The organism is Streptomyces chisholmiae, assembly GCF_031845445.1.
Lineage (GTDB): Bacteria > Actinomycetota > Actinomycetes > Streptomycetales > Streptomycetaceae > Streptomyces > Streptomyces chisholmiae.
Map to the genome: position 1 here is coordinate 1 of NZ_JAVREO010000251.1, position 420 is coordinate 420.

Genomic DNA, 420 nt, shown 5'->3' on the forward strand with positions numbered 1-420 from the left:
CTCCCTGGCCCGGTTCAGTGCGTCCAGCCAGACCTTGGCGCTCTTCCGCTGTTTGGAGCCACCGAAGACCGGCAGCGCGGTGAGCTCCTCGACGGTCTTGGGATCGGCCGTGGCCGCGTTGATGATCGCCGAGTCGGGCAGGATCCGTCCGGGCGCGATGTCGCGGCCGCGGGCGATGCTGTCGCGGGCGGTCCACAGCTCGCGGACGGCCGACAGCGCCTTTGGGTTGCGCACCTTGTGTATGCCGGAGGTGCGCCGCCAGCGGTCACGCCGGGTGGGCTGGGCCACGTAGGTGCGAAGGTACTCGAATTCCTGTGCCGCCCAGTCGGTTTTGCCCTGCTCTTCGAGGACCGCGGCGATCGCGTTGCGCAGTTCCAGCAGCACCTCGACGTCCAGCGCGGCGTAGTTGAGCCATTCCTG

Annotated in this window: 1 protein-coding gene; it reads right to left on the reverse strand. The window is 68.8% G+C overall.

All coding sequences use genetic code 11. The features are described 5' to 3' along the window. Positions 1–420, reverse strand: a 420-nt coding sequence (locus tag RM844_RS33055) for an HRDC domain-containing protein (protein WP_311671115.1), incomplete at both ends; no start/stop codon positions are given.